The organism is Iodidimonas gelatinilytica (assembly GCF_008579125.1).
In the GTDB taxonomy this organism is placed as follows: Bacteria; Pseudomonadota; Alphaproteobacteria; order Sphingomonadales; family Rhodothalassiaceae; genus Iodidimonas; species Iodidimonas muriae.
This window is the reverse complement of record NZ_BKCL01000003.1, coordinates 171,352-188,978: the sequence shown is the minus strand read 5'-3', so window position 1 is coordinate 188,978 and position 17,627 is coordinate 171,352. Positions and strand designations below refer to the sequence as shown.

Genomic DNA, 17,627 nt, shown 5'->3' with positions numbered 1-17,627 from the left:
ATGGCTCATCGCACCATCCTTCTGAAAGACGACCGTTTCAGCGACGAAGAATTCGCCGAACTGGGTGCGCCGGATTTGGTGTATATCCGCCCGGTGATTGATAAAAATGGCCAAAAGACCTTTTCCGTTCATGCCGCCGATGGCACAAAGCTGGCCAATCTTCCCAGCTTTTCAGAAGCGGTTCTGGCGGCGCGTTCCAATGAACTGTCGCCAGTTTCCGTGCACTGAGAAACCACCGGCATGACGCGGTGTTATTCTGCCCGCCCTGCCGCCGCCAGGGCTTTGCCCACCGCCCGCGCCAAGGCATCCGCGGCCATGGCACCGGCCACAAGCAGGCTGCGGGAAAAAGGCTCGGGCGGCGAAATCGCCCCGGTGGATAACGCAAAGACCGTATCGCCATCATAGGGCGTATGAATGGGGCGCAAGCTGCGCGCCAACCCATCTTGCGCCATGATCGCCAGCCGCTTGCACCCGGCCTTGTCCAACGCCAGATCCGTTGCGATGGCGGCAATGGTGGTATTCGCCCCCACCAACCCTTCCTTGGGCAAGGGAATACGGTCAAACTGATCGTCCATCGGCGGGCCATAGGAATTGACCGCTACCAAAGCCCCCACATGAAAACCGCTGGCAGAGCGCAAGGCCGCCGTGCCAAGGCCGCCCCGGCGACTCCCCTGCCAAGGCACCGAATCCCGCGCCGACGGCTCCTTCTTCTACTGTGCGAGAGGCCGCTTCACAGGCTTTGATCCCCAAAGCCCGATAAGGTGGCAGCGCCCCCCAGTTTTTGTCGCCCCCATTGGCCAGATCGAACAGAATCGCTCCGGGCACCACCGGCACGATACATGCGCCCAAAGACAAGCCGCGCCCCCGTTCCGACAACCAGGACACAACCCCATCCACAGCCCCCAGCCCGAACACCGAGCCGCCGGATAGCACCAGGCCATGAAAGCCGTTCACCAGACAGGTGGGGTCCAGGGCATCGGTATCGCGGGTGCCGGGCGCTCCGCCGCGCACATCAACACCCATCGTTACGGGTTGATCGGGCAAAATCACCGTTGTGCCAGAGCGCACAGCGGCATCATGGCTGTTGCCGACCAGAATTCCGTCAATATCGGTGATTCGGTCGTTTTCTGTGGGATAAAGGGCTTCATCGGTCATGGCCGGACGGTACTGTGTGTTCTATCCAACGGCAATGCCAAACCGGTTTGGCCCCGCACCAGCCTTATCGGCACAGCGCCTTGCCCTTGTTTTCCGGTCTTTTCATAAAGACGCCAGTCAGTATAGTGTGCAGCTTCGTTTGAAGAAAAAGGACAGTGCCCATGCTCCGCCCCGCCCGCATCCTGCAATCCATTGCTGTTTCTCTTGGTTTTCTGGTGGCGGGAACAGCGGCCCCACTGCAATCCGCGCAGGCCCACATGCCGGAAAATGCACCGGTCGAGGCCAAAAAGCATATGGCCATAGCCGCCAATCCCCATGCCAGCCGCGCCGGCCTTCGCATGCTGCGTGCCGGGGGCAGTGCCGTGGATGCCGCCATTGCCATGCAGGCGGTGCTCAGCCTTGTGGAGCCGCAATCTTCCGGCATTGGCGGCGGCGGGTTCTTGCTGCATTTCGATCAGGATACTCAGGAATTGGTGGCCTATGATGGCCGCGAAACCGCTCCCATGGGTGTGGACGACTCGTTGTTTCTGGATGAAAATGGCAACCCCTTGGACTTTTTGGATGCCGCCCTTGGGGGCCGTGCCGTGGGCGTGCCGGGGGTGATGGCCATGTTGGCCAAGGCCCATGAAGACCATGGCAAGCTGTCTTGGGCCACAGTGTTCGAGCCAGCCATCGAACTGGCGGAAAACGCTTCGCCATTTCACCGCGCCTGTTTTATCTGCTGGATAGCCGCGCCGCCCTTTATCGTAAAATGAATCTGAGCCTTGAGGATCTGGGAGCCGCCGGACCGTATTTCTTCACCAAGGATTTGCAGGCCAAGCCGCAAGGCCATATGCTTAAAAACCCCGCTTATGGCAAAGCCCTGCGCCAGATCGCCCAGCAAGGTGTTTCCGCCTTTTATGAAGCGATATTGCCAAGGATATGGTGGATGTGATCGCCAACAATCCCTTTGCCCCCGGTGCGCTGACCCTTGAAGATCTGGCCGCTTATAAGGTGGTCAAGCGGGAGCCGGTTTGTGCGCCTTATCGTTCCAACAAAGTGTGCTCCATGGGCCCGCCATCTTCGGGCGGCACCACCATGCTGGCCATATTGGGCATTTTGGAAGGCTTTGATCTGCCGTCACTTGCCCCTTGGTCCACAGATGCCATCCATCTTTATGCGGAAGCCAGCCAGCTTGCTTATGCGGACCGGGATGTATTTTCTGCCGATCCGGCTTTTGTACCGGTTCCGGTGAAGGGATTGATCGACCGCGGCTATCTGGCCAAACGCCGGGCCTTGATTGATCCCAGAAAATCCATGGGAGAAGCCAAAGCCGGTGATCCGCCGCGCGATCATGGTGCTGTTTTCGCTCCCAATATGGGGCCGGATATTCCCTCCACCAGCCATATGGTTGCGGTGGATGATGATGGCAATGTGGTATCGTTTACCACCACCGTGCAGATTGCTTTTGGCAGCTTCTTGATGAGCAACGGGTTTATCCTCAACAACCAACTGACCGATTTTTCCTTCACACCAGAGCTGGAGGGCGTGAAGGTGGCCAATCGGGTAGAACCGGGCAAAAAGCCGCGCAGCTCCATGACCCCCACCATTGTGTTCGACGATCAAGACCGGGTGCGTATGGCCATCGGATCGCCGGGCGGTAGCCGCATCATCAGCTATGTGACAAAAACCGTGCTGGGGGTTCTGGATTGGGGCATGTCGATCCAGGACGCCATTTCCACCCCCAATCTGGTTGGCCGCAATGGTGTGTTGGAGATCGAGCGCGATACGCCCATCACATCGCAAACCGAAGCCCTGAGCGCCCTTGGCCACCAAGTGCGCGCCCGCACGCTAAATTCCGGGCTGCATGGGTTCACCGTTCATTATGACGCCGATGGAAAAGGCCGCACCTATCAAGCGGGGCCGATCCGCGCCGTGAAGGTGTTCCCTTGGGGGACTGACCCTGTCTTACAGGAAGCTATAAGGGTCCACATCGATGCGCAGCCGCACCGAAGAGGGCAGCTTTACCTGGCTGATCCAATTCTGGACGATGGTCTGGATGGGCTGCTTGCGCGCTGTTTGGATCAGCAGGCGATGCCGATGCTGGCCGCGTAAACGGGCCAAGGGTGCGGGGGCGGGGCCATAAACGGAAATCCCCGGCTGCATGGGCGCGGCCCGTGCCAAAGCCTTGCCCGCCGCCGAAACAGCGTCCAGATCCGGGCCGGACAAAATCACCCCTGCCAACCGCCCGAAAGGCGGCATTCCGGCCCGTTCCCGTTCTTCAATTTCACGGGTTAAAAACGCCTCGCGGTCGCCTTCGATCAAGGCGCGGGTCACCGGATGGGTGGGATCATAGGTCTGTAAAAACACATGGCCGGCGCGCTCGGCCCGACCGGCCCGCCCTGCCACCTGCACCATTTGTTGCCAGCAGCGTTCTCCGGCACGCAAATCACCGCCCCGCAGGCCCAGATCCGCATCCACCACCCCCACCAAGGTCAGCTTGGGAAAATGATAGCCCTTGGTGATGATCTGGGTGCCGACAATGATATCCGCCGCCCCCGCCTCGATACGGGCCACCAGTTCGCGGGTTTTTGCAGGGCTTGTAATGGTGTCGGAGGTCATGACATCCAGACGCGCCTGTGGCCAACGGCGCATCACTTCTTCGGCCACCCGTTCCACCCCCGGACCGCAGGCAACCATGGAGTCCGTACCCCCGCAAGACGCACAATCCGGGTCTGCGGGCATGGAAAATCCGCAATGATGGCACTGCACCTGCCGCTTATAGCGGTGCTCCACCAGCCATGCGGTGCAATGCGGACATTCCAACCGCACTCCGCAGGCGCGACACAAAGTGAGCGGTGCATATCCCCGACGATTGAGGAACAACAACGCCTGCTCCCCTTCGGCCAGTGTCTGGGAGATGGCCTTGGCCAAAGGCGGGGCCAGCCAATCCCCCGTTTCAGGCGGGGTGCTGCGCAAATCGATGGCGCTGATGGTGGGCAATTGTGCGGCTCCATGCCGCGCGGCCAAAACCAGATGCCCATAGCGCCCGTCCCGCGCATTGAGAAGTGTCTCCAGCGCCGGAGTCGCGGTGCTTAAAACAATGGGGCAGGCCTCGAACCGGGCGCGGACCACCGCCATGTCGCGGGCATTATATAACACGCCCTCTTCTTGCTTGAAGCTGGGGTCATGTTCTTCATCCACCACCAGCAACCGCAAATCGCGGAAAGGCAAGAACAAGGCCGAGCGGGCCCCCACAACAATACGCGCCGAGCCAGACGCCACCCCATGCCATGCACGGCGGCGTTCGGCCGGGCTTAAATCGGAATGCCACTCCACCGGCCGCGCCCCGAATCGCGCCTCGAACCGGTCCAGCCATTGGCTGGTCAGGGCAATTTCGGGCAGCATCACCAGCACTTGCCCGCCTTCATGGCGCAAGGCTTGGGCCACCGCTTCAAAATAAACCTCGGTTTTGCCTGAACCGGTCACCCCTTCTAACAAAATGGGCGCAAAGGCAGCTTCAGAACCGCAGCGCGCAGCTGTGTCGCTGCGATTTGCTGTTCCTCGCGTAAATCCGGTCCTTGGCGGTCCGGGTCCGGCTGGTCATAAGGCTTGTCGCGGCTTATCTCGCGGGTGATCAGGGTTTTGGATTTCACCAGACCGCGCACCACACCATCGCTCACATCTGCAGCTTTGGCCAAGGATGCAACAGTGCTGGGGCCAAGCCGTTGCGCCGCGTCCAGAACCTTGCGCCGCGCATTGGTCAGCTTTGCAGGCGGATCGCCCGCCAGAACACAAACCGTTTGGGTGGGGGCTGCTGCATCCACCACCTGCGCCGGCAGCGCCATGCGCAACACCGCCCCCAAAGGCGATAGTGTATAATGCGCCACCCATGCAATGAAGAGCCGCATCTTGCCGGACATGGGCGGCGCATCCAAAACACTGTCCACAGGCTTCAGGCGCTTATCGGCCACCGGCTTTTTGCCTGCTGCCGGCTTTTCATCATCGTCCCACAGCACAGCCACCCGCAGATGCTTTCCCAAGGGCACCCGAACAATGGTCCCCGGTGCAGGTTTCGGGTCCGCTGCCGCATAATCGAAAGGCGCATCAAAAGGCATGGGCAACAGCACCTTGACGCGGTGCGGTGCGGATGTGTGGCAAACTGTTTGAGGGGGCATATTCTTCACAGATCAAGACTAGCGGGCCAGCGCATCAAAGCCAACGCCATCACCGCCTTTTCTTGCATTTCCCGAACCAACGCGATAGCACAAGCCCATCCCCCATAGCGTAAGGCACAGTCATCATGAAGTTCTTTGTCGATACTGCCGATGTCAAGGATATCCGCGAGTTGAATGAAAGCGGCCTTTTGGATGGTGTGACCACCAACCCGTCGCTGATCAAGAAATCCGGCCGCGATTTTCTCGAAGTGGTGGCGGAAATTGCCGCCATTGTCGATGGCCCGGTATCCGCCGAAACCGTTGCTCTCGATTTCGAAACGATGCTGAAAGAAGGCCGCAAACTGGCCGCCATCGCCGACAATATAGCCGTCAAGGTGCCCTTGACCATGGATGGCCTCAAAACCTGCAAGGCGCTCAGGAACGACGGCGTGATGGTCAATGTCACTCTGTGTTTTTCCGCCAATCAGGCTTTGCTTGCCGCCAAAGCCGGAGCCAGCTTCATCTCTCCCTTCGTCGGGCGGCATGATGATGTGGGCTTTGATGGCATGGATCTCATCGAAGATATCCGCGTCATCTATGACAATTATGGCTTCGATACGGAAATTCTCGTCGCTTCGATCCGCCATCCTGTCCATGTTCTGGAATCGGCACGCATTGGCGCCGATGTGGCCACCATGCCCGCCGATGTGATTCGCAAGTTGGCCAATCACCCGCTCACTGATAAAGGTCTTGCAGGCTTTTTGAAGGATTGGGAAACCACCGGCCAAAGCATTTTATAAGGCGCAAAAAGCCTTACAAAAAAGCATGAACGGCCCAAGACGGGAGCACTTCCCGCCTGGGCCGTTTTGATTTTTGGCGAAAAGCATAATCAAGCCGACGGGATCAGGCGGCTTTTTGCAAGGCCAGCCGATCAAGCAAGCCAATGCCCATGGCGGTCTCCGGCCCAATCTTGCGCAAAGGCAGGCACAGAAGTTCATACTGCACATGAGCGCGCCCCAAAGAGGCCAATGACAGGGTGAAATAAACCGGGCAGCGCTTTTTATAAAACGCATGTCTTTGCGTCCGCATCACTGCCATCCAGTCTTCGGGGATCACATCCGCAAGCAACTGGCCCTGTGGTTTTACCGGCAAGAGATGATCCAGCTCCGTTCCCACAAGACGCAGACGCGCGGTTTCCTCTTCCGGCACATAATCCCACAAAGTGAGTTTGGAGAGCAGGCTTTTCATTTGAACCGGTTGGATATCAGCCCGACAAGGAATATTTTGGGCATCACACTTACTGAGCCAATAGCGAAAAAGCTGCCGACAACACCCATTACGAAAATGCGCGGAAAAGCTGTCCAGCGCTTGCCCCGATGGCCTGCCTTGTGAAAAAGACGGCCCGGGGATACCCTCGACCACAGAAGATTTGGTGTCCTGATCCAAATTTTGAACTCTTTAAATACGCCCGAATATTCAAATAATCGCAGGTAAAGAGTGCATAAGCAAGATAGACTTACAGATGAATTAACCATAAATGCCTTTCTTGATCCATCGGTGATAGATATTTTACAAGATTGGCGGCGTTATATTTCTTCTGAAAAGCGTGCATCCACGCATACGGTTTCGTCCTATCTTTATGATGTTGTGCATTTTCTTAAATTTTTAAATGAATACAAAGGAAAAATGAATAAATCGGCCGATCTTTCCAGCTTACATGTTTCCGATTTCCGCGCCTTTCTTTCAAAGCGTCGAAAAGATGGCCTGGGCCCCCGATCCTTGGCGCGGGCTTTATCGGCGGTGCGGTCTTTCTTCCGCTTTCTTGACCGCCATAAAGGCATAAGATGCGAAGCCTTGGCGGCGGTACGCACCCCCAAACAACCCCGCTCCCTGCCCCGGCCCTTGAGCGAAGACAATGCCCGCCAAGTGATCGACAGCATCGGTGATACAGCCCCCGAAGTGGGTGGCGGCGCGCGATATGGCCGTTCTGATGCTGCTTTATGGGGGCGGTTTGCGCATTTCCGAAGCCTTGTCGCTTGCCGCCAAAGATTTGAACAACGGCGATATGCTGCGGGTTATAGGCAAGCGCAACAAGGAACGACTGGTGCCGCTTTTGCCCATCGTACGCACCGCCATCGACCAATATCTGGCCCTGTGCCCTTACAGCCCCAAAGGCGACGCGCCGCTGTTTTTAGGGGTGCGCGGGGGGCGGCTGGGGCCACGGGCGGTGCAAGCGGCCATGCGGCAGGCACGCATTGCTTTGGGCCTGCCCGAAAGCGCCACGCCCCATGCTTTGCGCCACAGCTTTGCCACCCATCTCTTGGGGGCGGGCGGCGATTTGCGCACCATTCAGGAACTGCTGGGGCATGCCTCCCTGTCAAGCACCCAGCTTTATGCGGATGTGGACTCTGCCTTGTTGTTGAAAACCTTCCAAAACGCCCATCCCCGCGCCACCGGGGCAAAGAGGTCCGGCAAAAAGTAAAGCTTGCTTGACATGCCGCAGCCTCCGGATTAAGTAAAGGACACTTTACATATTTGGAGAGCCATCAATGAGCACCCCTCTCAGCCTTTACAAGCGCCGGATCACCATCGGATTCGTGCTTTATACCCTTGCCGTTTTTGGCGCCAATTGGATGGCCAATAGCATTGAAATACCCCGTCTGGCGCTGGTTGCTTTGGCCTTGGTGCCGATGATTCCCGCATTACTGGTGGTGCACGCGATTCTGGCCTTTGCCAAAAGCTGGGATGAGTTTCAGCGCAAGCTGGCCTTTGAAGCGCTTTTGATTTCCGTTTTGGTGGTGGGATGCGGCAGCTTTGCCTGGGGCTTTATCGAAGGCATCCCGGATATGCCGCGCCTGCCCGCCATCTGGATCATGCCCGCCCTGTTCGGCGTTTATGCGCTGGCGCGAATCTTTGTGTCCGGGCGCTATCGATGAACAATCACTTGAAAGATTTACGCACCGCCAAGGGCTGGAGCCAAGCCATCCTGGCGGAAAAGCTGGAGGTTTCCCGGCAAACGGTGATCGCCATCGAAAAAGGCAAATACGACCCGTCTTTGCCACTGGCCTTCAAGATTGCCGGGACATTCGGGCTGCGGATCGAAGACATTTTCGAGCCCTGAGCCCCTGCCCTGATCAAGCGGGCTGAAGCCCCAGACGGTCGAACAATGCTTTATCGCGGTTATGGGCCGGATTGTCGGTGGTCAAAAGCTTTTCACCATAAAAGATCGAATTGGCCCCTGCCAAAAAGGCCAAAGCCTGACATTCGTCGCTCATGGTTTCACGGCCTGCCGACAAACGCACCGCCGATTTCGGCATCAAAATACGCGCCACAGCGATCGTGCGAACAAACTCCAGGGGATCAAGCGGTTTGGTGCCTTCAAGGGCGGTGCCTTTTACTTGAACCAGCATATTGATCGGCACCGATTCAGGATGCGGGGTCATCCGGGCCAATACCTCCAGCATTCCGGCACGATCAGAGACATCTTCCCCCAGCCCCACAATGCCACCACAGCACACATTCATCCCGGCATCCCGCACATAACCAAGGGTTTCCAGACGTTCATCAAAGGTGCGGGTGGTAATGATTTCGCCATAATATTCCGGCGAGGTATCGATATTATGGTTGTAATAATCCAGCCCCGCCGCCCGCAGGCGCTCTGCTTGATGGCGTTCCAGCATCCCCAGTGTCATGCAGGTTTCAAGCCCCAGCCCCTTCACTTCACGCACAATCTCTTCGATGGCGGGAAGGTCACGGTCTTTCAATCGGGTCCAGGCTGCCCCCATGCAATAGCGGGAGGCACCGCCCTCTTTTGCGGCTTTGGCATCGCTCAGGACCCGCTCCACATCCATGAGCTTTTCCGCCTTGACCCCTGTTTCTTCAGCAAATTTTGCCGATTGGGGGCAATAGGCGCAATCTTCGGCACAGCCGCCGGTTTTGATGGATAAAAGCTGCGACAACTGAACCTTGTTGGGATCGTGATATGTGCGATGGGTTTGTGCCGCCCGAAACACCAGATCGTTGAAAGGCAGGGCAAACAACGCCATGATCTCTTCCCGTGACCAATCAGAGCGCACCGCAAAATCGGGTGCATCGGACAGAACGGCTTGATCAGGAGCGGACGATCGGTCGAGAAGGCTGGCCATGACAATTCCCATCGTTAAAAGGCCCCGCACGCTTGCCCGCCCAATCCCATGAAGTCAAGACCTGTGGTGTTTCGCTGGCCGTGGTGGCAAAATCCGGCGCTTTCCTGTCATTTGGTTGACCGCGCCCCGCACGCAGGCTATCGCCCCCATATGAACCAGCCCAGCAGCATTGATACCATGGCACAAGAAAAGCTGATCGCTTTGCAAAAGGCCGATCTGCATCGCCGCTTATATCCCACCGAGCGCCGTTCAGGCATGGCGGCCAAGCGTGATGGCGCGGCGCTTTTATCCTTTTCCGACAATGATTATCTGGGTCTTTCCACCCATCCATCCATTATCCGCGCCGCCACAAAGGCTGTGGAAGCCTATGGGGCCAGTGCCGGTGCCTCGCGCTTGGTAAGCGGCAATCATCCGCTTTATGATGCCTTTGAAACCCGCCTTGCCGCCTTCAAATCCTGCGAAGCGGCTCTGGTGTTCGGATCGGGCTATCTGGCCAATATCGGCACCATTCCGGTGTTCGCCGGCCCTCAGGATGTGATCTTCATCGATGAACTGGCCCATGCCTGCCTTTTTGCCGGAGCGCAGCTTTCCCGCGCCCGGGTCCAGTGCTTTGCCCATAATGATATGGCGCATCTGGGCCATTTGCTGGCCCGTCACCGCCATGCCCATCGCCATGCCTTGATCCTCACCGACGGGGTATTTTCCATGGACGGTGATCAGGCTCCGCTGAAGAACATCCACAATCTTGCCAAAACCCATGATGCCTGGTTGATGGTGGATGACGCCCATGGTTTGGGGGTCTTGGGAAACGGACATGGCACCGCCTTTTCCCAAGGGGTGCAGCCCGATCTGATGATGGGCACCTTATCAAAGGCGCTTGGCTCTTATGGCGGCTATGTGGCTGGCTCCCATGCGGTGGTGGATCTGTTGCGCAACCGCGCCCGCAGTCTGGTCTATACCACCGGCCTGCCGCCCTCGGCCCTTGCCGCCGCCCACGCCTCTCTCGAAATCATCAGCATGGATCCGGAGCGCTGCGCCCGACCGTTGTCCCTTGCCCGACGCTTTTGCCAAACGCTTGGATTGCCCGCACCGCAAAGCGCTGTGGTGCCGCTGATCATCGGCAGCCCGCAAAAGGCCATGGACGCGCAGGAAAAATTGCAGCAGGCCGGTTTTCTGGTGGTGGCCATCCGTCCGCCCACTGTGCCTGAAAACACCGCACGACTGCGCTTTTCCTTTTCCGCCACCCATCAGGAAAAAGATGTGGACCGGCTTTGCCAAAGCATCAAAAATCTTGGCCTTGCCCCATGACAGGATTGTTTATCACCGGCACCGGCACCGGCATTGGCAAAACCGTGGTCACAGCCACCCTTGCCCATCAATTGCGCCATGCGGGCCAAAAGGTGACCGCGCTGAAACCGATTATTTCCGGCTATGATCCTGCGGACAAAGACAGCGATACCGCCATCTTGCTAGACGCCCAAGGGCTACCGCCCGATCAGGCCCATAGGATTTCGCCATGGCGCTACCAAGCCCCCCTTGCGCCCCCTATGGCCGCCGCCAAGGAAGGCCGTACAATTGACCTTCCGGCCCTGAACACCTTTTGCCGCACACAGATCGAAGCCCCCGGTCCCACCTTGATCGAAGGCGTGGGCGGAGCCTTCGTTCCCCTTCATGGCCGCTATTTGGTGGCCGATTGGATGGCCGATCTGGCCTGCCCCTGTATTCTGGTGGTCGGCAGCTATTTGGGCACCATCAGCCACAGCCTTGCCACCATCGAAGCACTGCACGCACGCGGCCTTTACAGCCATGCCGTGATTATCAGCCAATCATTGGACGAACCGGTGCCGCTTTTGGAAACGCAGGCCGCATTACAAGCCTTGGTGCCTTGCCCGGTTTTGACCCTGCCGCGCCTTCATGGCCCCCATCCTTATCAAAATGCGCCGGATCTATTGGCCGGGCTTAATCTGCCCGGCAAGTCTTGAAAGGAAATCGGCAAAGCCTGCCTTCTTTCCGCTACCATTTTTGCAATATATAAATAAATATAACAATATCAATAGGTTACAAAGTTTATAAAACTGGCCCGGCATTTGCTGAAGCTTTGGTACTGTATTTTACCGGAGCATATCATGCCAGTCACCCCCAACTTCGACCCCACCCCTTATTTCGAAATCGCCGCCGATACCTTGTTGCGCAATTTTGGCGACCGGGCCCTTTATTATGCCGATGAAGCGCTCAAGAAAATGCGGGCGCTGGACGATGCCAATGGCTTTGATATGTGCTGAACATTCACGAACATATTCTGGCGCGCCTGAAAAGCTCTCCTGTGCCTCAGGGCGTTTCTATTCATTAGCCGGACAGTCCTGCCCCAAGATCGGGTTTCACCAGACCCCCGACGCTATGGTATGGCTGCGGTCCATCTTCAAAAAGGGCCGCCCATGACATCTCCCTTGACCGACGCTCCCATCTGGTATGATCCCGGTGTGCGGCATTTGTGGTTTCCCTATACCCAAATGAAAACCGCACAGCCGCCGCTTGCCGTTTCCCATACGGAAAAAACCTCGATCCATTTAAACGATGGGCGCTGTCTGATCGATGGCATCGCCAGTTGGTGGACCGCCGCCCACGGCTATAACCATCCCCATATTCTGGCCGCCATCAAAAACCAGCTTGAACGCATGCCCCATGTGATGTTCGGCGGCTTGATGCACGAACCGGCGGCCATATTGGCGCAACGATTGGCCCACCATCTGCCCGGCGATCTGGATCGGGTGTTCTTTGCGGAATCCGGCTCTGTGGCGGTGGAAGTGGCCATGAAAATGGCGGCGCAATACTGGATCAATCAAGGCCAGCGACGGCACCGCTTTTTGTTTTTCCGCCACGGCTATCATGGCGATACCCTTGGCACCATGGCCATTTGCGATCCCGATGAAGGGATGCACCGGCATTTCCGCGGTATTCTGGCGCAGCATATCATGGGCGAATTGCCCGAAAACCCCGACAAACTGGCGGCGCTGGACCGTCTGTTGGCGCAGCATAAAAGCGACCTTGCGGCCATCATCGTCGAACCCTTGGTGCAAGGGGCGGGCGGTATGCGTTTTCATAGCGCCGAAACGCTGCGCGCTCTGTCCCGCCTTGCAAAGAAACACGACATCTTATTGATTCTTGACGAGATTTTCACCGGATTTGGCCGCACCGGCCATATGTTTGCCTGCCAGAAAGCGGATCTGGTGCCCGATATCATCACCCTTTCCAAAGCCCTTACCGGCGGCACCTTGCCTTTATCGGCGGCCATTGCCCGCCGCCCCGTTTACGAAGCCTTCCATAGCGACGACCCCGATCATGCCCTGATGCATGGCCCCACCTATATGGCCCATGCTTTGGGCTGCGCCGCCGCCAATGCATCGCTTGATTTGTTTGAACGCGAAGACAGGCTGGGCCAAGCCCGCGCCATTGCACAGCAAATGACAGCAGGGCTGGAGCCATGCCGCTCTGCTGCGGCTTGCGCCGATGTGCGGGTCTTAGGGACGATTGGCGTGGTGGAGCTGAAGCAAGCTCCTGATATTCCGCGCTTGCGGGATGCGTTTCTGGCGCGCGGGCTATGGGTGCGTCCTTTGGGGTCGGTAATTTATCTGACCCCGGCGCTGACCATCGACCCAAAATCCCTCGACCAATTGATGCGGGGTGTTTGTGATGTGGTACGCAGCCTATAGGGCTGTCGTTTCCATAAAAGAAACAGTTTGTAGGCGAGGATCTGTCTGGTTTCGACGATAAAAACGCTTATTCTCCATGGTAGGCACCCAAATGAGCGAGCAACCACAATGACCAGAATTCTTGTCTTATATTACAGCATGTACGGCCATATCGAAACCATGGCCCACGCCATTGCCGAAGGGGCGCGCCGTGTTGACGGCGTTGATGTCGTCATCAAACGCGTTCCGGAAACCATGCCACCAGAAGTAGCAGAAAAAGCCGGCGCCAAGCTCGATCAGAAGGCCCCCGAAGCCACTCCTGCAGAGCTGGGCGATTATGACGCCATTATCATCGGCACGCCGACCCGTTTTGGCAATATGGCAAGTCAAATGCGCACATTCTTCGACCAAACCGGTGGATTGTGGGTAAAAGGCGCTCTGGCCGGCAAGGTGGGTAGTGTCTTCACCTCTACCGGAACCGGTGGCGGCAATGAAAGCACCATCATCAGCACATGGCTCACCCTTGCCCATCATGCATGGTGCTGGTGGGCGCACCCTATGCCACGATCCCGGAACTGACCACTTTGGACGAAGTGCGTGGTGGATCACCTTATGGGGCCGCCACCATTGCCGGTGCCGATGGCTCCCGCACCCCGACAAAAACCGAACTGGCCATTGCCCGCGGCCAAGGAGCGCATGTGGCCAAAATCGCCGCGAAACTTCACGGTTAACTGAAAACGGGCCGCAACTCCGAAATCAATCGGCTTTGCGGCCCGTTTTATCGCAGGCAGCCCTAGAATTTATAGCCAACGCCGACACCGAAAATCCAAGGATCGATATCCACATCGGCCGTCACAGCGCCGCCATTGACCGTTACCTTGGTATCCAGGAACAATTTTTTCATATCAACATTAAGCATCCACGGCCCTTTGATCCGGTAATCCGCCCCGCTTGCAGGGCGACGCCAAAGCTATCCTTGGCATTCAGATCGGTCACGATGCCGCCATCCGCTTTTTCACGAATGAACATGGTGTAGTTCACGCCCGCCCCCACATAGGGTTTGAGATTTTTGCTGACCGGCAAATGATATTGCAAGGTCAAGGTGGGGGGCAGCAACAGCAGGTCGCCAATCTTCATATCTCCCAAAGCGGTTCCTGTGGCTTTCGGATTATGGGGAGAGACCGCTGCAATCAATTCCACCGCAATATTGTCGGTGATGAAATAACTGAAATCCACTTCCGGCATCACCGCCTTGTCAATGCCCACCTTGCCACCGATAGGGGTGATGGTGGACCCTTCGTCCGGCTCTACTACAATGACGCGGCCACGCACGATAAAATCACCGGCGGAGACAAAACTGTCCTGCGCCAATGCATGAACCGGCGCGAGCACGCTCATGGCAACACATGCTGCGGGAAGGATGCGGTCGATTGTGCGACTGGTCTTTTTCATGGGGCTTTCCTTTCACGCCGTAGAAGACGCCCCTCCTTTAGAACCACAGCGCTCACAGAAAGTTGATTTATATCAAGAATGAGTCAACAATCGACAAATATTGCCAAACTACATGGAGAAAAGAGCGCGCCTTAAAGCGCGTGCTCAGCGCCGGACGGCAGCTTCCGAGATCAGGACCCGTGCTTTTTCCGGACCCAAAATATCATTGGTGCTTTGTTGAAGAACCGCGCCAATGCTGGCCAGATCCGCCGGTTCATCCGCCCGGATGACATAGCGCGACAAATCCACCAAGGACATCAGATACGCGCTTTCAAGGCGCGGCACCATGCGGTCAACGGCCTCTTTGTTTTTTTCCGATGTGACCGCCAGTTCCAGACGAATATGAAAACTGCCCTGCACATAACCGCCTTGCATCAAAGGCACGGAAATGGGGGCGAACTGAATATAAATGGGCGCGTCATCCGCAGCCTTTTTATCCTCCGCTCCGGCAGAAACGGTGCTCAGGGCCCAAAGCAAAAGACTTAGCAGAAAGATGCGGCACATGATGAACATGGGAAGAGAATTGCACAAAGGTCTTAAAATTTCATAAGGCCATAATTTTGCATTTTGCAACGCATTTTGCGAAGAAATATGAGAATTATGAAAACAATTCCACAGAAACGAATAGAAATCCGAGCAAACCCCCCATTTCCAAAACTGGCACGGCATTTGCTTCTTTGGATATATCTGTTGCGTTATGGTCTTGTCAGACCCACCAGACCTCGACCCCCAGGAGGGTCTGACAAGTTCCAGAGCAACATGTACGAAGCGTGCACCATACTGACCGATCCGGACCCCATCCCGGATCGGTCTTTTCTTTATAGGTGCATTATCAAGAGACGGTCTGGATCCGGGCGCTCTGTTTTCTCAAAGTCCCATCAGGCCGGACGGCGCTAGCCGCGCCCTTTTTTCATCACCCGCATCAACACATAAATGGGAATAACGATGGCCGCCCCCATCAGCACATAAAGCGCCAAGCCATCCAGCCCGTTCCATGCCCATAAAGCCAATTTCGAAATACGCTCCCATAGAACCTTCCAAAAATCCATGGGCGACATATCGATGGCTTTTAAAATAAAGCCCACCACAAGGCTGGCGATGATCAGGCCAATAATCTGAGACAGGGAAATGGATTTCATTCCGTCAATCCTTCAGCGTGATGGATACCGAGCTATAGCGCACAAAAAGCAGACGGCAAACACCCCGCAGCGCCAGGCCACTTTTGCTAATTGCATTGCGAAATCGTTCGGATATGCAAATTGAAACACATCTAAAACGCAAAAACCGCAGTTTTCTGCGAATCCGAAACTGGCATGAACCTTGTAATAGTAAGAATGACCGTCCAAAGGTTGCAAAAGGCGAAGGCTTCTTCCTGACCCCCGAAGCTTTTTCCTTCGCTCCCCAAGCGGTCACAAGCATGAAGCGTGCAAAATGGCCGGTCTGGTTCCCCATGCCAGATCGGCCATAGTTTTAGCCCTTCATCCCTCCTTTGCAGACGAATCCGAAAAGGGTGCCAAGTCATCCGCCAATTGCTTCAACGCTTTCGGGTCCGCACCGGCGTCCTGCGCCGCCAGCAAAAGTTGCGCATTTTCTTGCATATGTCGCTCCAGCGCCGTCCGCGCAGAGGCCGCCACCACCCACCGAAGATGGCCAAGAGCCGCTGAGCGATGCGCGTTTTTTCCAAAGCGCACCAAAAGCTGGGCATAGCCGGACCGAATGACCAGATTGTCCGGATCCAGCGCCAAAGCCTTTTCAAAGGCCTCTATGGCCGATGACCGCCGGGCGTCAAAGACCATCCGTGCCGCAAATGATCCGGCCCCAAGCACAGTACGCCCGTGCCAAAACCCAAGAGCGGCCTGCGCATAAGCATTATCCGGCGCCTGCCATAAGGCCGCGTCGATCAGTTGACGGGCCATATGGGCATCCCTTCTGCTTCGGTTGAGTTGCGCCCGAAATCCATAAGCCGCCGCCCCTTGCAGCAACACAAATGGATCGTGGGGAGCAAGGACCTTTGCCGCATCCGCCAGAAAAACGGCCCGATCAACAGCCGCGCTTTGGGCGGCCAGATCATCGCTATAGGCATAAGACATCAGCTCGGCCTGGGCAGCAATGGCCATCCCAAGCGGATCTTGGGGCATGGCACCCAGACGCACGGCATCACGCCACCGGCCTTCATCAAAAGCCGATTGCGCCAGACTATTTGGTGCTTGCGCCAAACCGGGCGTGGCCCCGATCGGCCCTTCAGCCAATCCGAGAATCAGGGCCAACCCGAAAATCCACAGGCGGCACACAATGCGAAGGTGGCACAACACGGAAAACGGCCTTTTCACAACAAAGTCCGCTTGCAAACCCGTTTTCCGCCGTACCGTTATTTGGGAGCAACCACCATCGTCATTTGGCGGCCTTCCATTCGGGGATGTGCTTCAACCTTTGCAATCTCCGCAATATCAGCCTGAACGCGCTTCAAAACGTCCATTCCCAAATCCTGATGCGCCATTTCGCGGCCGCGGAATCTTAAGGTGACCTTTACTTTGTCGCCAGCATCCAGAAACTTGTTCATGGCCTTCATTTTTGTCTGATAATCATGAACATCGATCCCCGGACGCATCTTGATCTCTTTGATGTCCTGGGTCTTTTGTTTCTTTTTGGCGGCATTCGCCTTTTTCTGGGCTTCGTATTTATATTTTCCGAAATCCAGAACCTTGCACACAGGCGGGTCGGCATTGGGCGAAATCTCGACGAGATCCAGCCCTACCTGCCGGGCAACCTGCAAGGCAGTGTCGATATCGACAACACCATGATTGTCTCCATCGGGTCCGATCAGGCGCACTTGCGGCACCTTGATACGTTCGTTGATCCGCGGGCCTGTTGGTTTCGGCGGCGGACCGACAAGACGACCTTTACGTATGAGCTTTCCTCCTCGCAGCTTTAAGCGATGGGCCTCATGCCCAATCATCACAAATTCTTCGTTCAAACGACTATAATACGTGAACCCTCATTTGGCGAGTGGC

The 17,627-nt window shown here is 56.6% G+C and carries 19 protein-coding genes and 5 pseudogenes; 14 read left to right on the top strand and 10 right to left on the bottom strand.

What is annotated here, in order from left to right; genetic code table 11:
• Complete coding sequence (locus JCM17844_RS05715; RefSeq protein ID WP_150000058.1) at positions 1–228, top strand: DUF1150 family protein; 228 nt, start codon at positions 1–3, stop codon at positions 226–228.
• A 23-nt stretch (positions 229–251) separates the two neighbouring features.
• On the opposite strand, the gene JCM17844_RS16455 is transcribed toward JCM17844_RS05715, so the two are convergent.
• Positions 252–614 carry a P1 family peptidase gene (locus JCM17844_RS16455; protein ID WP_268885077.1) on the bottom strand — a complete coding sequence of 121 codons (363 nt, stop codon included), beginning with the start codon at positions 612–614 and terminating at the stop codon, positions 252–254.
• Positions 559–1,155 carry a P1 family peptidase gene (locus JCM17844_RS05710; protein WP_210431448.1) on the bottom strand — a complete coding sequence of 199 codons (597 nt, stop codon included), beginning with the start codon at positions 1,153–1,155 and terminating at the stop codon, positions 559–561. The genes JCM17844_RS16455 and JCM17844_RS05710 overlap by 56 nt, the downstream gene beginning before the upstream one ends.
• A 161-nt stretch (positions 1,156–1,316) precedes the next feature.
• Here JCM17844_RS05710 and JCM17844_RS16450 point away from each other — a divergent pair, with 161 nt between their 5' ends.
• The 3 genes and pseudogenes from JCM17844_RS16450 to JCM17844_RS16440 all read left to right on the top strand — a co-directional run.
• A complete protein-coding gene (locus JCM17844_RS16450) occupies positions 1,317–1,910 on the top strand; it encodes a gamma-glutamyltransferase (protein WP_210431447.1) in 594 nt (197 codons plus the stop codon).
• Positions 1,907–2,089 (top strand): gamma-glutamyltransferase, encoded by a 183-nt coding sequence (locus JCM17844_RS16445; RefSeq protein WP_150000187.1) that lies wholly within the window; start codon positions 1,907–1,909, stop codon positions 2,087–2,089. The genes JCM17844_RS16450 and JCM17844_RS16445 overlap by 4 nt, the downstream gene beginning before the upstream one ends.
• Positions 2,077–2,955 (top strand): annotated as a pseudogene (locus JCM17844_RS16440) (gamma-glutamyltransferase family protein); the annotation flags it as partial. The gene JCM17844_RS16445 and the pseudogene JCM17844_RS16440, both read left to right, overlap by 13 nt.
• A gap of 147 nt (positions 2,956–3,102) precedes the next feature.
• Here JCM17844_RS16440 and JCM17844_RS05690 read toward each other — a convergent pair.
• Positions 3,103–5,312 (bottom strand): annotated as a pseudogene (locus tag JCM17844_RS05690) (primosomal protein N').
• A 125-nt stretch (positions 5,313–5,437) separates the two neighbouring features.
• On the opposite strand from JCM17844_RS05690, the gene fsa reads away from it, so the two are divergent.
• Complete coding sequence (gene fsa, locus JCM17844_RS05685) at positions 5,438–6,091, top strand: fructose-6-phosphate aldolase (protein WP_150000056.1); 654 nt, start codon at positions 5,438–5,440, stop codon at positions 6,089–6,091.
• A 103-nt stretch (positions 6,092–6,194) separates the two neighbouring features.
• On the opposite strand, the gene JCM17844_RS05680 is transcribed toward fsa, so the two are convergent.
• Positions 6,195–6,737 (bottom strand): PAS domain-containing protein, encoded by a 543-nt coding sequence (locus tag JCM17844_RS05680; RefSeq protein WP_150000055.1) that lies wholly within the window; start codon positions 6,735–6,737, stop codon positions 6,195–6,197.
• 51 nt (positions 6,738–6,788) lie between these two features.
• Here JCM17844_RS05680 and JCM17844_RS17175 point away from each other — a divergent pair.
• The 4 genes and pseudogenes from JCM17844_RS17175 to JCM17844_RS05665 all read left to right on the top strand — a co-directional run.
• Positions 6,789–7,064: pseudogene (locus JCM17844_RS17175) on the top strand (site-specific integrase); the annotation flags it as partial.
• Positions 7,065–7,233: 169 nt separating this feature from the next.
• Entirely contained in the window at positions 7,234–7,773 is a 540-nt protein-coding gene (locus JCM17844_RS14545) for a tyrosine-type recombinase/integrase (RefSeq protein WP_210431444.1), read from the top strand.
• A 67-nt stretch (positions 7,774–7,840) separates the two neighbouring features.
• On the top strand, positions 7,841–8,227 hold the full coding sequence (locus JCM17844_RS05670; protein ID WP_150000054.1) for a hypothetical protein: 387 nt from the start codon (positions 7,841–7,843) through the stop codon (positions 8,225–8,227).
• Positions 8,224–8,412, top strand: a complete 189-nt coding sequence (locus JCM17844_RS05665) for a helix-turn-helix transcriptional regulator (protein WP_150000053.1) — start codon at positions 8,224–8,226, stop codon at positions 8,410–8,412. Before JCM17844_RS05670 ends, JCM17844_RS05665 begins: the two co-directional genes overlap by 4 nt.
• 13 nt (positions 8,413–8,425) lie before the next feature.
• Here the strand turns inward: JCM17844_RS05665 and bioB are convergent, their stop codons facing one another.
• Positions 8,426–9,436, bottom strand: a complete 1,011-nt coding sequence (gene bioB / locus JCM17844_RS05660) for a biotin synthase BioB (protein ID WP_150000052.1) — start codon at positions 9,434–9,436, stop codon at positions 8,426–8,428.
• 150 nt (positions 9,437–9,586) lie between these two features.
• On the opposite strand from bioB, the gene bioF reads away from it, so the two are divergent.
• From bioF to wrbA, 5 genes and pseudogenes are all read left to right on the top strand, one after another.
• Positions 9,587–10,744 (top strand): 8-amino-7-oxononanoate synthase, encoded by a 1,158-nt coding sequence (bioF, locus tag JCM17844_RS05655; protein ID WP_150000186.1) that lies wholly within the window; start codon positions 9,587–9,589, stop codon positions 10,742–10,744.
• Positions 10,741–11,418: a dethiobiotin synthase gene (bioD, locus tag JCM17844_RS05650; protein ID WP_150000051.1), complete on the top strand. Its 678-nt coding sequence runs from the start codon at positions 10,741–10,743 to the stop codon at positions 11,416–11,418. Before bioF ends, bioD begins: the two co-directional genes overlap by 4 nt.
• Positions 11,419–11,562: 144 nt before the next feature.
• The gene (locus JCM17844_RS14540; RefSeq protein ID WP_210431442.1) at positions 11,563–11,718 is read left to right on the top strand and encodes a hypothetical protein; all 156 of its coding nucleotides are present in this window, start codon (positions 11,563–11,565) and stop codon (positions 11,716–11,718) included.
• A 153-nt stretch (positions 11,719–11,871) separates the two neighbouring features.
• On the top strand, positions 11,872–13,146 hold the full coding sequence (locus JCM17844_RS05645) for an adenosylmethionine--8-amino-7-oxononanoate transaminase (RefSeq protein WP_150000050.1): 1,275 nt from the start codon (positions 11,872–11,874) through the stop codon (positions 13,144–13,146).
• A 108-nt stretch (positions 13,147–13,254) separates the two neighbouring features.
• Positions 13,255–13,856 (top strand): annotated as a pseudogene (gene wrbA, locus JCM17844_RS05640) (NAD(P)H:quinone oxidoreductase).
• Positions 13,857–13,918: 62 nt separating this feature from the next.
• Here the strand turns inward: wrbA and JCM17844_RS05635 are convergent.
• The 5 genes and pseudogenes from JCM17844_RS05635 to infC form a co-directional block, all read right to left on the bottom strand.
• A pseudogene (locus tag JCM17844_RS05635) lies at positions 13,919–14,523 on the bottom strand (OmpW/AlkL family protein).
• Positions 14,524–14,721: 198 nt separating this feature from the next.
• On the bottom strand, positions 14,722–15,093 hold the full coding sequence (locus JCM17844_RS05630; protein ID WP_150000049.1) for a hypothetical protein: 372 nt from the start codon (positions 15,091–15,093) through the stop codon (positions 14,722–14,724).
• A gap of 416 nt (positions 15,094–15,509) precedes the next feature.
• Positions 15,510–15,755, bottom strand: coding sequence for a DUF6460 domain-containing protein (locus JCM17844_RS05625; RefSeq protein WP_150000048.1), 246 nt, complete (start codon positions 15,753–15,755; stop codon positions 15,510–15,512).
• A 339-nt stretch (positions 15,756–16,094) separates the two neighbouring features.
• A complete protein-coding gene (locus tag JCM17844_RS05620) occupies positions 16,095–16,928 on the bottom strand; it encodes a tetratricopeptide repeat protein (RefSeq protein ID WP_150000047.1) in 834 nt (277 codons plus the stop codon).
• A gap of 56 nt (positions 16,929–16,984) precedes the next feature.
• Positions 16,985–17,572 (bottom strand): translation initiation factor IF-3, encoded by a 588-nt coding sequence (gene infC, locus JCM17844_RS05615; RefSeq protein ID WP_150000046.1) that lies wholly within the window; start codon positions 17,570–17,572, stop codon positions 16,985–16,987.
• Positions 17,573–17,627 lie beyond the last annotated feature (55 nt).

Bases quoted from the DNA above. Each gene is read 5' to 3' on its own strand.
- infC (WP_150000046.1), bottom strand. From the start codon at position 17,572: ATGATTGGGCATGAGGCCCATCGCTTAAAGCTGCGAGGAGGAAAGCTC.
- bioB (WP_150000052.1), bottom strand. From the start codon at position 9,436: ATGGCCAGCCTTCTCGACCGATCGTCCGCTCCTGATCAAGCCGTTCTG.
- bioF (WP_150000186.1), top strand. From the start codon at position 9,587: ATGAACCAGCCCAGCAGCATTGATACCATGGCACAAGAAAAGCTGATC.
- JCM17844_RS16450 (WP_210431447.1), top strand. From the start codon at position 1,317: ATGCTCCGCCCCGCCCGCATCCTGCAATCCATTGCTGTTTCTCTTGGT.
- JCM17844_RS05670 (WP_150000054.1), top strand. From the start codon at position 7,841: ATGAGCACCCCTCTCAGCCTTTACAAGCGCCGGATCACCATCGGATTC.
- JCM17844_RS05665 (WP_150000053.1), top strand. From the start codon at position 8,224: ATGAACAATCACTTGAAAGATTTACGCACCGCCAAGGGCTGGAGCCAA.
- JCM17844_RS05710 (WP_210431448.1), bottom strand. From the start codon at position 1,155: ATGACCGATGAAGCCCTTTATCCCACAGAAAACGACCGAATCACCGAT.
- fsa (WP_150000056.1), top strand. From the start codon at position 5,438: ATGAAGTTCTTTGTCGATACTGCCGATGTCAAGGATATCCGCGAGTTG.
- JCM17844_RS05715 (WP_150000058.1), top strand. From the start codon at position 1: ATGGCTCATCGCACCATCCTTCTGAAAGACGACCGTTTCAGCGACGAA.
- JCM17844_RS14540 (WP_210431442.1), top strand. From the start codon at position 11,563: ATGCCAGTCACCCCCAACTTCGACCCCACCCCTTATTTCGAAATCGCC.
- JCM17844_RS05625 (WP_150000048.1), bottom strand. From the start codon at position 15,755: ATGAAATCCATTTCCCTGTCTCAGATTATTGGCCTGATCATCGCCAGC.
- bioD (WP_150000051.1), top strand. From the start codon at position 10,741: ATGACAGGATTGTTTATCACCGGCACCGGCACCGGCATTGGCAAAACC.
- JCM17844_RS05645 (WP_150000050.1), top strand. From the start codon at position 11,872: ATGACATCTCCCTTGACCGACGCTCCCATCTGGTATGATCCCGGTGTG.
- JCM17844_RS16445 (WP_150000187.1), top strand. From the start codon at position 1,907: ATGAATCTGAGCCTTGAGGATCTGGGAGCCGCCGGACCGTATTTCTTC.